The organism is Corallococcus sp. RDP092CA (genome assembly GCF_041903675.1).
GTDB lineage: Bacteria > Myxococcota > Myxococcia > Myxococcales > Myxococcaceae > Corallococcus.
The window spans coordinates 1-15389 of sequence record NZ_JAYESI010000048.1 but is presented as its reverse complement, the minus strand read 5'-3'; the positions used below and the strand labels follow the sequence as shown (position 1 = coordinate 15389).

Below are 15389 nucleotides of genomic sequence, written 5' to 3'. Positions count from 1 at the left end.
CCCTACCGGCAAGGAGCGAGGACGATGTCTCAGCAATGGATCTGGATGAGCGTGGCGGCGGGCACCCTGGCGCTGGGCTCCGCGAGCGCGCAGGTGGATCCGACCTCCGCGGGCGCCATCACCACCGGCCAGCCGAACCCCGGGGCTCCGGCGGGCACGCCCGCCCCCAGCGGAGGCGCGTTGGACACCCCGGTGGCGCAGCCGCTGGGTGACACCCCCAGCGCGGGCACGGGCGGCAGCGGCACGAGCACGGGCGGCGGCACGAGCACGGGCGCGGTGATTCCGCAGCCGTACAGCCCCCAGCCGTCCCTCTCCGGCAGCGCGTCCGACACCCTGCCGCCCAGCCCCGGCAACGCGACCACCGTGACGGGCGGCGGCACGGTGGTGGCGCCGGGCAGCGCGACCACCGTGACGGGCGAGGGCGCGGTGCTGGCTCCCGGGACCGGCTCCGCCGCGACGGGCTCCACCGGCTCCACCGACACCACGGGCGCGCTGATGCCGCCCGCCACGACCACGCCCGGCACCTCGCTGCCGGGCGCCTCCAACAGCACCGTGACGCCGGGCACGCCGACGGGGACGATGTCCAGCACGGGCGTGGTGCTGCCTCCGGCCCCCAGCACCACGCCTCCGAGCATCACGGGCGGCTCCCAGTCCACCACGCTGTCGCCGGACAGCAACACGTCCAGCAACTCCGTGACGGCGCCCGGCGGCGGCGACGTGACCCAGCCCCCTGTGGGCCCCTGAGTCCCGCGGGGTCGGGCTCGCTGGCTCGCACTCCGGGCCACCGGGCCCGACGTCCGGCGGACAGCCCCGCCCGGGCAAGCCTCCCCTTGCGTCCGCCTCTGCCGTCCCCCGACCAGGCAGGCGGATGAGCCATCCCTGCACACACATAGGGGCCTGCTCACCTTCGCTCGTGCAGGCGGCCAGGACCTTTCAAGCAGTCAGATTCCTATCGGGGGATTCCCACATGAAGAAGTTCCTGAAGACCCAGCTGACGGTGGCGGCGGTTCTCGCGGGCGCGCTCGCGCTCGGCACGGGCTGTAAGTCGGATCAGTCCGCCACGCGCGGCAACGAGCCGACGACCGACTCCACGATGGGCACGGACTCCAGCGGCACCGGGACGGACACCTCCGGCTCCGGCACCACCACCACGCCGCCGCCCAGCAGCGGCGGCTCCGGCTACGACACGGGCAGCACGTCGCAGGACTCGACGCTGCCGCCGTCGGACATGGACACCGGCGGCTCCGGCACGACGGATGACTCCACGCTGCCGCCCGCCGGCAACGACAGCACGCTGGACCCCGGCACCGGCGGCGCGGGCACCGGTGAAGCGGAGCCCGGCGTGCACGACGGCGAGGCGACCGAGCCGGGCACGGGCGGCTCCGGCATGTCCACGGACGACAACGCCATCCCGGATGACAGCACGCTGCCCAACGACTCCACGCTGGATCCGAACAACAGCTCCAGCACCCAGGGCAACATGACCACGCCGGTGCCGGACTCCAGCGGTACGCTGGCGCCCGACAACGGCACCACGCGGTAGTCCCGGGCGGGCTGGAGCTGGGAGCGCCCGCGACCCTCACCGGCCGCGGGCGCTTCGCCTTTTCCAGCGCCCGGCCTCCGCCGGGAACGACAAGACCCCGCCGACGCGCAGGGGCGTCAGCGGGATCATGGGGCCCCGAAGCCTCGACCTGCTCAGGTCACCTTGACGCCCGGCGACCAGGGCTGGCCGACGGGTTCGATGATCCGCGGGTTGCCGTTGTCACCCGGGCCATTGCCGGGACCGCCCCCCGGGTCGAAGGTCGACGGCACGTGGCGCTCCTCCGGCTCCTCCTCCGTCCCGGCTTCGCGCGCCGGCGTGGGAGGCAGCCCCTCCAAGGGAATGTGCAGCACGTCCTTCTTGCTCATGACGAACGCCTCCTTTCCCTTTCAGGTTGGGGTGCCCCCGAGCCATCCGCCACCGGGCGCCTCTCCGCCCGCATGCCCTCCTCGTCGGAATGTGTCGCTCCGGGGTGACAGGGAGCAGGCTGGGGCTTATCCAAAGAGGTCCACAGGCAGCGCGCACCCGAACCGAGAGCGTCCAACGCATGAAGCTGTTGCTGGCAGGCCGACGAGGAGCAAGCGACCCGCTGTTCGCCCCCCCGGAGGCGGCCAGGCCATGGCTGCAGCGCGTGGAGGCCTGGGTCCAGCAGGCGGCCGAGGGCGTGCTGGAGGACAGCCGCATCGAGGAGGGTCCCCAGGGCGCGCCCGTGCTGCGCCTGCATCCGGCCGCCGCGGAGGTGGCGCTGCTCGCGGCGAGCCAGGAGCGCATCGTCGTGTCCGCGGACACCAGCGCCGCGGGCCCCGGCTACCACCGCTACGTGGTGGACCTGCTCAAGGCCCTGGGGGATCAGCAGGGGATCTCCTGGGCCCCGCCCGACGAGGACGTGGGCGTGGGCGACGCCACGGGCTACTTCCACACGGGTGACGCGAGCCAGGTGGAGGAGCACTTCCTGGGGTGGCTCCAGCACTCGGTGGGCCAGGTGCTGCGCATGCGCGGCCTGGGCAACTCCGGCTTCACGCTGTCCATGCACTTCGGCCACACCTTCCAGCACCCGGGCGCGCTGCTCACGCCGCTGGGGCCTCGCGACGAGCGCTGGCTGCGCACCGTGTTCGAGGAGCCCCGGCGCGGCGCGGACGTGTTCCCCTGGTGGAGCCCCGGCGTGGGCGCGCGCGAGCGCTTCACCCGCGCCCTGTGCCGCCTGTGGACGGACGTCGTCTGGCGCCCGCCGCTCCTGGACGAGGAGCGCCAGCGCCTGCGCGACGTGGCCCGGCTGCTGGAGCGGGCGTGGCGCGAGGACGCCTCGCTCCCCTTCCCCTGGCGGGAGTGGCAGGAGGTGCTCGGCTACCTGGGGCTGGGCGGGACGGTGGCGGAGGAGGTCCACCGCCGCGCCCTGGAGTCGCCCGGCGCGGGGCCGTCCATCGGCTACCGGCGGGGCTCCGTGCAGGTGGCCCTCCCCGAGGGCTGGGAGATCCGCATCCCCGGCTCGCTGGCGGAGACGCGCCTGGAGGACGGAAGCTGGGTGGCCCGCGACCACCGCCGCACCGTGCGCGTGGTGCCCCTGGCGGACTCCGCGGAGGAGCAGCTGGCGCCCACCAGTCCGGAGCGCCGGGCCCTGGAGCTGGAGCACCACGGGGCCCGCGTCAGCGGGCGCGCGTCCCTGCACATGGGCCCCGGCGAGTGCCGGCTGACGGCCCTGTGCCGCTCCGGCCACCGCCGCGCCCTCTGCGTCGTCAGCTTCGATGATCCGGACGAGCAGGACTGGGCCCTGAGCACCTGGCGCTCGCTGGACCACGCCGTCGCCGCCTGACGGACCGGAGCGGGGGCCGACACGGCCCGCCGCCCCCAGCGCCGTCCGGTGGACAGTCAGCACGCCCAGGCGTCTTGCCGCAGGGCGCCGTCGCACCCACATTCCGTCGGCAATTTCTCCACGGAATCGAGCGAGACGCATGAGCGGCAAGCGGGAAGTGTGGCCGGGAAAGCCCTGGCCGCGGGGCGCGACCTTCGACGGCGCGGGCACCAACTTCGCGGTCTATTCACAGGTGGCCACTCGCGTGGAGGTGTGCCTCTTCGACCGGGCGGACCCGGCCAAGGAGCTTGAGCGCTTCGACCTGCCGTCCACGACCGAGTTCGTCTGGCACGGCTACGTGCCGGACCTGGAGCCGGGGACGCTGTACGGCCTGCGCGTGCACGGGCCCTACGAGCCGGAGAAGGGGCACCGCTGCAACCCGCACAAGCTGCTCGTCGACCCCTACGCCAAGGCGCTGTACGGCGCGGTGGACTGGAAGCAGCCGGTGTTCGGCTATCCGCTGGAGCACAAGAGCAAGGACCTGATGCGCGACGAGCGCGACAGCGCGCCCGGCGTGCCCAAGGGCGTGGTGGTGAGCGACTTCTTCGACTGGGGCAATGACCGGCGCCTGGACATCCCGTGGCGCAAGACGGTCATCTACGAGGCGCACGTGCGCGGCCTCACCATGCGCCACCCGGGCGTGCCGGAGCACCTGCGCGGCACCTACGCGGGCCTGGGCTCGCCGGCCATCATCGAGCACCTGCAGAAGCTGGGCATCACCGCGGTGGAGTTCCTGCCGGTGCAGGAGTTCGCGGACGACTCGTTCCTCAACGACAAGGGCCTGACGAACTACTGGGGCTACAGCACGCTGAACTACTTCTCCCCGGAGCAGCGCTACGCCAGCCGCAAGACGCCGGGCGGCGCGGTGGCGGAGTTCAAGTCGATGGTGAAGTCGCTGCACGCGGCGGGCATCGAGGTCATCCTCGACGTGGTCTACAACCACACGTGCGAGGGCAACCACCTGGGGCCCACGCTGTCGTTCAAGGGCATCGACAACGCGTCGTACTACTGGACCATGCCGGAGGCGCGGCACTACCTGGACTTCACCGGGTGCGGCAACAGCCTCAACGCCTCCAACCCGCAGACGGCGCGCTTCATCGTGGACTCGCTGCGCTACTGGGTGGAGGAGATGCACGTGGACGGGTTCCGCTTCGACCTGGCCACGGTGCTGGGCCGCGTGGGCAAGGGCGGCTACGACCCGAACGCGCCCATCTTCCAGATCATCAACCAGGACCCCGTCCTGAGCCGCGTGAAGCTCATCGCGGAGCCGTGGGACGTGGGGCTGGGCGGCTACCAGGTGGGCGGCTTCCCGTCGCCCTGGCACGAGTGGAACGGCAAGTACCGGGACGCGCTGCGCAAGTACTGGAAGGGCGACGAGAACCAGGCCGCGGAGGTGGGCTACCGGCTCACGGGCAGCGCGGACCTGTTCGCGGCGGCGCGGCGGCGCCCGCAGGCGTCCATCAACTTCGTCACCGCGCACGACGGCTTCACGCTGCACGACCTGGTCACGTACAGCAGCAAGCACAACGAGGCCAACGGCGAGCACAACCGCGACGGCGCGGACGACAACCAGGCGTGGAACTGCGGCGTGGAGGGGGAGACGGACAACAAGGACATCATCGCCCTGCGCGAGCGCCAGAAGCGCAACCTCCTGGCGTCGCTGTTCCTGTCCACGGGCGTGCCGATGATCGTCGCGGGCGACGAGATGGGCCGCACGCAGCAGGGCAACAACAACGCCTACTGCCAGGACAACGAGCTGTCGTGGGTGGACTGGAACCTGGACCCGAGGCGCCAGGACCTCCTGGAGTTCACGCGCAGGCTCATCCACTTCCGCGACGGGCAGCCGGTGCTCCAGCGCCGCCGCTTCTTCCAGGGCGAGCACCTGTGGGACTCCGAGCACAAGGACCTGGCGTGGTTCCGGCCGGACGGCACGGAGATGAGCGCGGAGGACTGGCAGAAGCCCTTCGTGCGCTCGCTGGCGTTCCTGCTGGGCGGCGACGCCATCCCCACGGCGGACGAGCGCGGCCAGCGCGTGAGCGGAGACTCGTTGCTGGTGCTGCTCAACGCGCACCATGACACGGTGACCTTCACGGTGCCGCCGCCGGGCGAGGGCGGCGCGTGGCGGCTGGAGCTCTACACGGCGGACGACAAGCGCGGCGACGAGGAGATGAAGCCCGGCAAGTTCGCGATGCTCGGGCGGTCGCTGGCGGTGTTCCGGAAGCCTGGACCGGGGCCCAACGGCGCGCCGTGATAGAGCAGGCGCACCTGTTGTCGAGGAGCGCACGGCATGGTGGACCCCAGGGGCAGCGAGAGGAGCGAAGAGGCCGCTGTCGCGCGGGTGTACGGGGAGATCGCCTCCGCGTACGAGGTGCTCTACCCCGCGCTGCACCGCTACGGCGACCGGGTGGAGCGCTTCCTCGCGGACGCGGTGAAGCCGGGCCTGCGCGTGCTGGACGTGGGCTGTGGCCCGGGCCTGCACACGCGCGGGCTGGACGCGTCCGTGGACGTGGTGGGGCTGGACCTGGCGCCGGAGATGCTGGAGCTGGCGAAGCGCTCGCGGCCCTCCGGCACGTGGCGCGTGCGCAGCTACCTGGAGCCGGTGCCAGAGGACCTGGGCGCGTTCGATGTCGCGCTGGCCATTGGCTGCCTGGACTTCTGTGACGACCTGCCGCGCGTGCTGGGGCACGTGGGCCGCGTGCTGAAACCAGACGGCCGGATGTTGTTCACGGTGCTGGAGCGCAGGCCCGGGTTGGAGGCGCACGAAGCGTCCACGCGACGGGTGCGCACGGCGGACACGGACGTGACGCTGCACCTGTGGAGCGCGGAGGAGACGGCGCGCGCGGTGGAGGCAGCGGGGCTGCGCGTGCGCGAGTACGTGCACGGACCCGGCTGGGAGCTGCTGGCCGAGGAGCGCGTGATGTGGTTCGGCTGGTGGGACGTGACGCGCGGCTGAACGGGGCGCCACGGCTTCCTCTCGCCGAGTCAGGCCCGGCGGGAGCTGATGCAGTCGAAGCAGGCGGCCTGATTACAAACCAACCTGGTGTCTCAACAATTCGGTGCGGTACAGATGCGGGCTACCAGGGGCCTATCGTGGCGGACGCCGCGAAGCAGGCGGGACTAGCGGTGGAGATTGTCCGGCGCGAGGAGGAGGACACGGGCTTCGTCGTGCAAAAGCGCCGCTGGGTGGTGGAGCGGACCAACGCGTGGCTGACGCGCCAGCGGCGCCTGGCTCGCGACTACGAACGTCACGAGCACTCGTCCGAAACCTTCATCCACATCGCGATGACCGGCCTCATGCTGCGCCGTCTCGCGTGATGGACCAATTCAACACGCTCTGAGAGTCGAGGCCCTCGGACCGGAAGCGCGGTCCGGGGCCTTCGTGCGTTCAGCGGGTCTCGTAGCGGTACCGCTACTGGTTGACCCCTCCCCCTGTTTCGGGCGAGCTAGGGCACATGTACGTGAAAGAGGTCCACCTCTCCAACATCCGATCCATCGAGTCGCTCGTGTGGGCACTGCCGGATCATCCGGGCCCCGGGTGGCACGTCATCATTGGTGACAACGGCGCCGGAAAGAGTTCGTTCCTCCGGTGCATCGCGCTCGCGCTCGTGGGACCAACGGAGGCATTTGCCCTCCGACAGGACTGGACCGGCTGGCTCCGTTGGAATGAAGAACGTGGGTCCATCAGACTCCAACTTGAGCCAACGCTTGGTTCAGACTCCATTGTCGGAACACCGGCGGATCTAGATGCTCCGCACTTCCTGGATCTCATGCTCTCCCGCAGCCGCGACCAAGTTCGGATTTTCCATCCCTCTTCGGAACACTCAACCCCCGAGCATTCCGTTTGGGGGGATAGCTCGGGTTGGTTCAGTGCTTCATACGGCCCATTTCGGCGCTTCACTGGCGGCGACCAGGAACAGGAGAAACTGTTCCAGTCGAATCCCAAGCTGGCCCGTCACCTGTCGGTATTCGGTGAGTCCGTCGCACTCTCTGAAAGCCTTGAGTGGCTCAAGCTCCTCCAGTTCAAGAAGCTGGAAAACGATCCTGAAGGGGCCCTTCTTGAGTCCTTGCAGCAGTTCATCAACCAGCCTGACTTCCTGCCCAACGAAGCCCGACTTGAGTCGATCTCGTCCAAGGGGGTTCGCTTCGTCGACGGTAACGGCTGCGAAGTTCCAGTTGAGAATCTGAGCGACGGCTACCGCTCCATCCTGAGCATGACTTTCGAGCTGATCCGCCAGCTCGCGCGCGCCTACGGCGCCAGCGAGCTCTTCGCTCCTGGAGACTCAACGACCATCATCGTCCCCGGTGTCGTCCTGATTGACGAGATCGACGCGCACCTGCATCCCGTTTGGCAGCGTAGGGTCGGTCGCTGGTTCCGCGAACATTTCCCGAACATCCAGTTCATCGTCACGACGCACAGCCCGCTCATCTGTCAGGCCGCGACCGTGGGCAGTGTGTTCCGCCTCCCCAGACCGGGCAGCAATGAAAAAGCGGGGATGGTCACGGGTGTCGCACTGGATCGTCTTCTCTACGGCAACGTCCTGGACGCCTACAGCACCGGCGCATTCGGCGACGTGCCCCTGCGCTCACCCGAAGCGCTGGAGAAGCTTGAACGGCTCGCCATCCTCAACCAGAAGGAACTTGCACAGGGCCTGTCCTCCTGGGAGCAAGCCGAGCAGCAGCAACTGCGCGCGCAGCTCCCCACCGCATCCAGCGCCCTTCCGTCCGACACGGAGGTGCCGCAGCCTTGATCCCCCTTCCGAATCTCCCGCTGCCGGAACCCGCCAAAACGCAGCTCGCTGGCTACCAGCAGGAAATCGATTCGCTCCCTGACTACGAGACGCGCGTCAAGCGCGCGCAGGAGCGATTCAGCAGCCTGAACAGGAAGGGCCATGCGACCTTCGATACCGTCAAGGCGACCCTGTCAAAGATGTCCGTGGGCGTCCAACGCTGTGCCTACTGTGAGGACTCCCTGGCCGACGAGGTGGAGCACATCCGGCCCAAGGCACTCTATCCAGAGCTGACCTTCGCCTGGATGAACTATCTGTACGCATGCGGCCCCTGCAACGGCCCCAAGAACAGCCGCTTCGCGGTCTTCGCCCAGGGAACAGGCACCCATACGGACGTAGGTCGCCGCCGCAACGCCCCGGTGGTTCCTCCCGTGCCGGGCACGCCCGTACTGCTGGACCCTCGCGTAGAGGATCCCATGAACTTCATGAGCTTGGAACTCCGGCAGACGTTTCTCTTCACGACTACCGCAGCACCGGGCACCGTGGCGTACCAGCGCGCGAAGTACACCATCGATCTTCTTGGCCTCAACAGCCGCGAAGCGCTCCCGCGGGCGCGTTACTCCGCCTATCGCGACTTCGTCATGCACCTCAGGGGATACGTCCAGGATCGTGCCCAAGGTCACGCGCCCGAACATCTCCTGCACTTGGCGCATGACATCCAGACCCGACAGCACGCCACGGTCTGGCGGGAGATGAAACGCCAGCACCAGCACATTCCGGAGTTGAAGCGTCTGTTCGAAGCCGCACCCGAAGCCCTCAGCTGGTAGCGCCGGCCCCTGTGGCCCTGTGGCCACGGGCCTGCGCCCAGACTGTCTCCCGCCGCCCCCACTCCCAGCCTTTTCAGAGAGGAACCGGCGTTGGCCCGGGGACTGCAATATCCCCGGGCACACCCTGAAACCAAGGTTCCCGACCATGCGAGTCCTGCTCGCCACGCTCTTCGTCTGCCTGCTGGCCGCCCCGGCCTCCGCGCAACCCTGCCCTCCGGCCGCGTCGCCCACCGCAGGCATCGCCCAGGGCACCCTCGTGGCGCGCTTCCGTGCCCAGCCGCAGGCGGCGGACACCCCGGCATGCCCGGACCCCACGCCGCGCACCTTCAGCCTCAAGCACACGGAGGTGGACGCGGAGGTCAGCGGGTTCCTCGCGTCCGTCACCGTGACGCAGGTGTTCGAGAACCCCTACACCGCGCCCCTCGAAGCGCTCTACGTCTTCCCGCTGCCGGAGCTGGCCGCCGTGGACGGCATGGAGATGCACCTCGGCGAGCGCGTCATCCAGGGCGTCATCCAGACCCGCGAGCAGGCCCGCGACACCTACGAGCGCGCCAAGGCCGGGGGCAAGACGGCCGCGCTGCTCGACCAGGAGCGCCCCAACCTCTTCACCCAGTCCGTCGCCAACATCCTCCCGGGTGAGACCCTCCGCGTGCGCATCCACTACGTGGAGCGCCTCCCCTACGACGCCGGCACCTACCGCTTCAGCTTCCCCATGGTCGTCGGCCCCCGCTACATCAGCGGCACGCCGCTGCCCACGCGCCAGGGCGAAGGCGAGGAGCCCGACACCACCACCGTCCCCGACGCGAGCCGCATCACGCCCCCCGCGCTCGCCGACACGCGCAGCGGCCAGGACATCCAGCTCACCGTGCGCCTGGACGCGGGCCTCCCGGTCCACGCGCTGCGCTCCACCACCCACCGCGTGGACGTGACGCGCGACGGCCCGTCCCGCGCCACCGTGAGCCTGGGCCGCGGTGACCGCATCCCCAACAAGGACCTCATCCTCGAGTACGTCGTCGCCGACGCCCTCATCCGCCCCGCCGTCCTCGTGCACCGCGACCCCGGCGCGGACCACGGCTACTTCCTGGTGATGCTCAACCCGCAGCTGGCCCCCACCCCGAAGGAGATCGTCCCGCGCGAGGTCTACATGGTGCTCGACACCTCCTGCTCGCAGTCCGGCCTCGCCATCGAGAAGTCCAAGGCCATCACCCAGGAGGTGCTCCACCACCTGATGCCCGAGGACACCTTCCAGGTCCTCAACTTCGACACGCAGGTGACCAGGTTCGCGCCCACCGCCGTCCCCGCCACGCCGGAGAACATCCAGAGCGCCCTGCCCTACGTCGCCAGCTTCTGGGGCGGTGGCGGCACCGACGTGCGCGTCGCCGCCCAGGAGGCCATGGTCCCCCCGAACGACCCCGCCCGCCTGCGCATGGTGCTCTTCATGACGGACGGCTTCATCGGCGCGGATGAGCAGGTGCTCGGCACGCTCCAGGACCACCTGCGCGAGGAGACGCGCATCTTCTCCGCCGGCGTGGGCTCCAGCACCAACCGCTACCTCATCACCAAGATGGGCGAGCTGGGCCGCGGCGCCTCCACCCTCGTCAACCTCGACCGCCCCGAGGAGGACGTCGCCCGCGAGTTCGAGCAGCGCATGCGCGGCCCCGTCCTCACCTCGCTCGCGGTGGACACCGACGGCCTGCCCGTCAGCGACGTGTACCCGAAGTCCGTGCCGGACCTCTTCGCCGGTCAGCCGCTGTTCCTCGTGGGCAGGTTCACCGGCACCGGCGACGGCGTCCTCCGCATCTCCGGCCGCGTGCGCGGCGAGGTCCGCCACTTCGACGTGCCCGTGCACTTCCCGGAGGTCGCGCCGGAGCATGACTCGCTCAAGAGCCTCTGGGCCCGCCAGCGCATCGAGGAGCTCACCGTGGAGGGTTACCGTGGAGAGACGCCCGAAGTCGTGCGGGGCATCACCGACACCGCGCTCCAGTACCACCTGATGAGCCGCTACACGTCCTTCGTCGCGGTGGAGCAGGTGGCCCGCACGAGCCCTGACGGCGAGACGGTCCGCGAGGTGGTCCCCGTGCAGCTTCCCGACGGCATGGTGTCCGGCGCGCTCAGCCGCGAGGAGATCCCGCCCGGCGACCCCATCATCTCCGTGCGCGCCCCGCGCGACGCCCGCCGCGTCACCGCCTACTTCCCCTTCGGCCTGGTGAAGCCGCTCACGTTCGACCCGCTCACCCGTTCGTGGCGCGGCCGGTTCCTCGTGCCGCTGGGCATCGAGGATGGCTACTACACCGTGTTCATCATCTCCGAGCTGGCGGACGGCCGCGTGGAGCGCAGCGAGGTGCGCTACCGCCTGGACTCGCAGGGCAACGACTTCGAGGTCGTCCTCTCCCAGAAGGAGCTCCACCCCGGTGACACCCTGATGGTGGACGTGGACGCGGTGGAGGCCACGCAGGAGGTCAGCGTGTACGGCGACCTCTTCGGCGAGGACCAGCACCTGCTCGACACGCGGGACCGGCTGCGCTTCACGAAGTCCCTGGTCGTCCCCGAGGGCACGCCGGCCGGCGCCTACGCGCTGGTGTTCGTCGCCCGCGACGCCGCCGGCAACCGCTTCGAGCGCCGGGAGACGCTGCGCGTCATCCACGCGCCGCGTGACTGACCCGCGAATCAATCTCGGCTACCCTGGCGGTCCGTTTCGGCCCCGCGCCCGCACCGGCGCGGGGCTGTTTCTTTCGCACCTGGCCGCGAGGAGTCCTTCGATGTCGTCGTCCCTGCACTACACGCCCAACCTCCGCGATATTGAGTTCAACCTCTTCGAGTTCCTCGACATCGGCCACACGTCGCTGGGCAAGGCGCCCTTCGGGGACCTGGACGAGACGGCGGCCCGGCAGACGCTTCAGACGTTCGCGCAGCTGTGCACGCAGGAGCTGGCGAAGAGCTTCGACGAGTCCGAGCACAACCCGCCCAGGCTGGAGAACGGCGAGGTGAAGCTGCCCCCCGGCCTCAAGGCCGCGATGGGCGCGTACTACGACGCGGGCATGCACCTGTTGGAGACGCCGACGCACCTGGGCGGCCTGGGCGCGCCGCCGTCGCTGGGCTGGGCCGCGTTCGAGCTGCTGCTGGGCGCCAACCCCGCGCTGGCGTTCTTCACGCTGGGCAACCTGCTGGCGCGCGTCATCGACAAGCTGGGCACGGAGTCGCAGAAGCAGCGCTTCCTGCCGCACATCCTGGACAAGCGCTGGAGCGGGTCCATGGTGCTGACGGAGCCGGACGCGGGCAGCGACGTGGGCGCGGCGCGCACCAAGGCCCGGCACGTGGACGGCGACGTCTGGGAGATTGAAGGCGTCAAGCGCTTCATCACCAACGGCGAGTCGGACATCGCGGAGAACATCATCCACATGGTGCTGGCGCGTCCGGAAGGCGCGGCGCCGGGCACCAAGGGCCTGTCGCTGTTCGTGGTGCCCAAGTACTGGGTGAACGAGGACGGCAGCCTGGGCGCGCACAACAACGTCGTGTGCACCAAGCTGGAGAAGAAGATGGGCCTGAAGGGGTCCGTCACGTGCGAGCTGACGTTCGGCGACGGCAAGCCCACGCGCGGCCTCCTGCTGGGCGAGGTGCACGACGGCATCCGGCAGATGTTCCACATCATCGAGAACGCGCGCATGGCGGTGGGCCTGAAGTCCATGGCCACGCTGTCCGCGGGCTACTTCCGCGCGCTGTCGTTCGCGAAGGACCGCGTGCAGGGCAGCGACCTGGCGAAGGCGCGCGACAAGACGGCGCCGCGCGTGAACATCCTCCAGCACCCGGACGTGCGCCGCATGCTGATGGCGCAGAAGGCGCACGCCGAGGGCCTGCGCGCGCTGGCCCTCTTCACCGCGTCCGTGCAGGACCAGGTGGAGTTGCAAGGCGGCCACCGCTCCACGGCGGCGGGCGAGGCGGACGTGCTCAACGACATGCTGCTGCCGCTGGTGAAGGGCTACAGCTCGGAGAAGGCGTATGAGCTGCTGTCGCTGTCGCTCCAGGTGCACGGCGGCTCGGGCTTCCTGACGGACTACCCGGTGGAGCAGTACATCCGCGACCAGAAGATCGACTCGCTCTACGAGGGCACCACGCACATCCAGGCGCTGGACCTGCTGATGCGCAAGGTGGCGCGCGACGGCGGCGCGACGCTGATGGGGCTCCTGGAGCGCGTCCGCGCGACGGCGGAGGGAGACGAGGGCGGTCCGGAGCTGAAGGCCGAGCGCGCCGCGCTGGGCGAGGCGGTGGGGCACCTTCAGACGCTGCTCGGCACGCTGATGGGCAAGCTGGGCGAGTCCGTCTACCACGTGGGCTTCCAGGGCAACCGCGTGCTGTTCGCCGTGGCGGAGGTCATCATCGGCTGGCTGCTGGTGCGCCACGCGGCCGTGGCGCTGGAGCGGACGAAGACCCACCCCGGCGACAAGGCGTTCTACGCCGGCAAGGTGGCCAGCGCCCGCTGGTACTGCCACGAGGTGCTGCCCGGCATCGCCCACGCCGCGCGCATGGTGGAGAACGGCAACCTGGACCTGATGGACCTGCCGGAAGAGTCGTTCTAGGCGTGATGGCCCCGGGCCGCGGGTGCGGCTCCGGGGAGACACACCGCGCTGGCCCGGAGTTCGCAATGGGGGTGGAGCATGATGCTCTCCACCCTCACCGCGCTGACCCTGGCCGCCACCGTCACCAACACCGAGGCCGTGCACGACCTGAAGCCGTTCGGCGGCCACGTCGTCGCGTGCACCGAAGGCGGCCTGGAGCTGTTCACCCCCGCCGGCCGGCCGGTGCGCGTCCTCACGGTGGAGGACGGGCTCCCCAGCCACTCCTGCCGCGCGCTGGAGTCCACCGGCGACCGGCTCTTCGTCGCCACGGGTGAAGGGCTCGTGTCGCTGGACGCCCGCTTCCAGGTGACGCCCGTGCTGGACGTGCGCTGGCAGGCGCTGCCTCCTGCTGACGACGCGAGCACCTCTGACTACGTAATCCGGTTGGAGTCACTGGCTTCGGTGCTGCCTCCTGGCGTCACGTATACGGCGTTCTCACCGCGCTTCGCGGGCACGGCGGAGGGGCGCCTGTTCGAGCTGGGCACGCAGCGCGCGTGGTCGCTGCCGGGGCCGGTGCGCTTCATCTCCGACACGCGCGACGGCGTGGACGTGGGCACCACCGAGGGCGCGTTCTCCATCAGCGCCACCGGCCGGCTCTCCGCGCTGCGCGACGTGCCCACCGGGCCGCTGTCCTTCACCGTGACGGAGCAGGGCGTGCGCATCGTGGGCAGCCAGGGCGAGGTGCACGCGTGGGAGACGGAGTCCGTGCCCCTCCAGGCCGTGAGCGTCCCCAAGGGCGCCACCGTGCTGCGCGAGGGCTGGGCGGGCACGCGGACCTCGGGCGTGTTCCTCCAGGAGAAGAAGGGCTGGCGCCGCGTCACGCCCACCGGGCAGCTCTGCGGCAATCACATCACCGCGCTCGCACGCCACCAGGGCCAGCTCGTGGTGGGCACGTTCGACCGGGGCGCCTGCATCCAGCGGGAGGATGGAAGGTGGCGGACCGTCCGCACACCTTCACTCCCCAGCGACCAGGTGCTGGGCATCACCAGCGACGGGCCGAACCTCTACGTCGCGACGACGTATGGCCTGGGCTTCCATGATGGGAAGACGTGGACGCAGATCGCGTACGGCGCTCGCAACCCCGTGGCGCTGGGGAAGCTGTCCGTGCTCAACGTGTCCCAGATGGATGACGGCGTCGCGCTGGTGGACGGCCGGGGCATGTCCCTGGTCACCCCCGGGACATCCCCCCTGTCGCTCGTGAAGCGGCTGCCGCTGCCGAAGGAGTGGAGCAAGCACCCTTCCGTCGCTGAAGCCTCGGGCCGCTTCCTGTGGATGGGCAGCGAGGACCGCGGCCTCACGCGCTGGGACGGCGCGACGTGGCAGCGCTTCCATGACGGCCGCGACCTCACCGACAACTGGATCACCGCGCTGTCCGTCGACGCGCGGGGTCGCGCCGTCGCGGGCACCTGCCAGGACGGCTTCAACTACTTCGACGGCGCGAAGTGGACGCGCGTGCGCGCCGCGTCCGGCCTGCCCTCCCCGGCCATCGTCTCCGCCGCGCTCGTGCCGGGCGGGGCGCTGGTGGGCACGCTGCTCGGCGCTGCGTACTTCGACGCGGCCACCGGGGAGACGCGCGCCCTGCCGAAGCTCGCGGATCCGCGCGTGTACGCGGTGCTCCCCGACGGCGACTCCGCCCTCTTCGGCACCGAGGGCGGGCTGTCGAGTGCGGCCTGGAAGGCCTTCTCCGCTCCCGCCCTCAGCCAGCGCTAGGAGCGTGTCGGGGTAATCGGAAGAACCGATTTGAAAGGGAGGCAGAGGCGTGGTGCTCTTTGCCTCCCTATGAGCAAGACCTTCCGCCCCTACGCACCGGAGCAGTCGGAGTTGCTGCCGCCC

12 protein-coding genes are annotated in these 15389 nt (G+C 70.1%); 11 read left to right on the top strand and 1 reads right to left on the bottom strand.

Going from position 1 to position 15389, the window contains the following annotated elements; genetic code table 11:
• Nucleotides 1–24: 24 nt before the first annotated feature.
• Complete coding sequence (locus U8525_RS32415) at nt 25–744, top strand: hypothetical protein (RefSeq protein ID WP_374270597.1); 720 nt, start codon at nt 25–27, stop codon at nt 742–744.
• 223 nt (nt 745–967) lie between these two features.
• Nucleotides 968–1543, top strand: a complete 576-nt coding sequence (locus U8525_RS32410; protein WP_374270596.1) for a hypothetical protein — start codon at nt 968–970, stop codon at nt 1541–1543.
• A 152-nt stretch (nt 1544–1695) separates the two neighbouring features.
• Here the strand turns inward: U8525_RS32410 and U8525_RS32405 are convergent, their stop codons facing one another.
• On the bottom strand, nt 1696–1908 hold the full coding sequence (locus U8525_RS32405; protein ID WP_374270595.1) for a hypothetical protein: 213 nt from the start codon (nt 1906–1908) through the stop codon (nt 1696–1698).
• Nucleotides 1909–2087: 179 nt separating this feature from the next.
• Here U8525_RS32405 and U8525_RS32400 point away from each other — a divergent pair, with 179 nt between their 5' ends.
• From U8525_RS32400 to U8525_RS32360, 9 genes are all read left to right on the top strand, one after another.
• Nucleotides 2088–3350 carry a hypothetical protein gene (locus U8525_RS32400; RefSeq protein ID WP_374270594.1) on the top strand — a complete coding sequence of 421 codons (1263 nt, stop codon included), beginning with the start codon at nt 2088–2090 and terminating at the stop codon, nt 3348–3350.
• A gap of 139 nt (nt 3351–3489) precedes the next feature.
• Entirely contained in the window at nt 3490–5640 is a 2151-nt protein-coding gene (gene glgX / locus U8525_RS32395) for a glycogen debranching protein GlgX (protein ID WP_374270593.1), read from the top strand.
• A gap of 36 nt (nt 5641–5676) precedes the next feature.
• Nucleotides 5677–6342, top strand: a complete 666-nt coding sequence (locus U8525_RS32390) for a class I SAM-dependent methyltransferase (RefSeq protein WP_374270592.1) — start codon at nt 5677–5679, stop codon at nt 6340–6342.
• Between the two features lie 137 nt (nt 6343–6479).
• Nucleotides 6480–6704: a transposase gene (locus U8525_RS32385; RefSeq protein WP_374270591.1), complete on the top strand. Its 225-nt coding sequence runs from the start codon at nt 6480–6482 to the stop codon at nt 6702–6704.
• Nucleotides 6705–6841: 137 nt separating this feature from the next.
• Nucleotides 6842–8137 (top strand): AAA family ATPase, encoded by a 1296-nt coding sequence (locus tag U8525_RS32380; protein ID WP_374270590.1) that lies wholly within the window; start codon nt 6842–6844, stop codon nt 8135–8137.
• Nucleotides 8134–8943, top strand: a complete 810-nt coding sequence (locus U8525_RS32375) for a hypothetical protein (protein WP_374270589.1) — start codon at nt 8134–8136, stop codon at nt 8941–8943. Before U8525_RS32380 ends, U8525_RS32375 begins: the two co-directional genes overlap by 4 nt.
• 145 nt (nt 8944–9088) lie before the next feature.
• The gene (locus tag U8525_RS32370) at nt 9089–11602 is read left to right on the top strand and encodes a VIT domain-containing protein (RefSeq protein WP_374270588.1); all 2514 of its coding nucleotides are present in this window, start codon (nt 9089–9091) and stop codon (nt 11600–11602) included.
• 100 nt (nt 11603–11702) lie between these two features.
• Nucleotides 11703–13517 carry an acyl-CoA dehydrogenase gene (locus U8525_RS32365; RefSeq protein ID WP_374270587.1) on the top strand — a complete coding sequence of 605 codons (1815 nt, stop codon included), beginning with the start codon at nt 11703–11705 and terminating at the stop codon, nt 13515–13517.
• A gap of 78 nt (nt 13518–13595) precedes the next feature.
• On the top strand, nt 13596–15266 hold the full coding sequence (locus U8525_RS32360; RefSeq protein ID WP_374270586.1) for a hypothetical protein: 1671 nt from the start codon (nt 13596–13598) through the stop codon (nt 15264–15266).
• The last annotated feature ends 123 nt before the right edge of the window (nt 15267–15389 follow it).